The following is a 409-nucleotide window of genomic DNA, read 5'->3' as shown; positions in this document are numbered from 1 at the left end:
GCAGCTGGTACGGCAGGTCACCGAGGAGGCCTCGGGAGCGGGGCTGCGCCCGGCGGGACTCGCCGTCGCGGTGCCCGGCCTGGTGGCCCGCGGCACGCACACCGTCGTCCGCGCCCCGAACCTGGACTGGCACGACACGGACGTGGCCGCGCTGCTGCCGGGCGAGGTGCCGCTGAGCGTCGACAACGAGGCCAACTTCGGCGCGCTCGCCGAGCTGTGGCTCGCCGCGGACTCCCCCGCGGACTTCCTGCACGTCTCGGCGGAGATCGGCATCGGCGCCGCCCTCGTCGTCGACGGCCAACTCCTGCGCGGGACGCGGGGGTTCGCGGGCGAACTGGGGCACGTGCCGGTCCACCCCGAGGGGCCCGCCTGTCCGTGCGGCGGGCGGGGCTGCCTGGAGCAGTACGCG

General features: G+C 76.8%; 1 protein-coding gene. It reads left to right on the top strand.

The genetic code is table 11. The features are described 5' to 3' along the window. On the top strand, nt 1-409 hold a 409-nt coding region (locus G3I40_RS32620), incomplete at both ends, for an ROK family protein (protein WP_164306222.1).

The organism is Streptomyces sp. SID14478, from assembly GCF_010548525.1.
Taxonomy (GTDB): Bacteria; Actinomycetota; Actinomycetes; order Streptomycetales; family Streptomycetaceae; genus Streptomyces.
The sequence above is the reverse complement of the archived record's forward strand: the minus strand, read 5'-3'. Positions and strand labels throughout refer to the sequence as shown.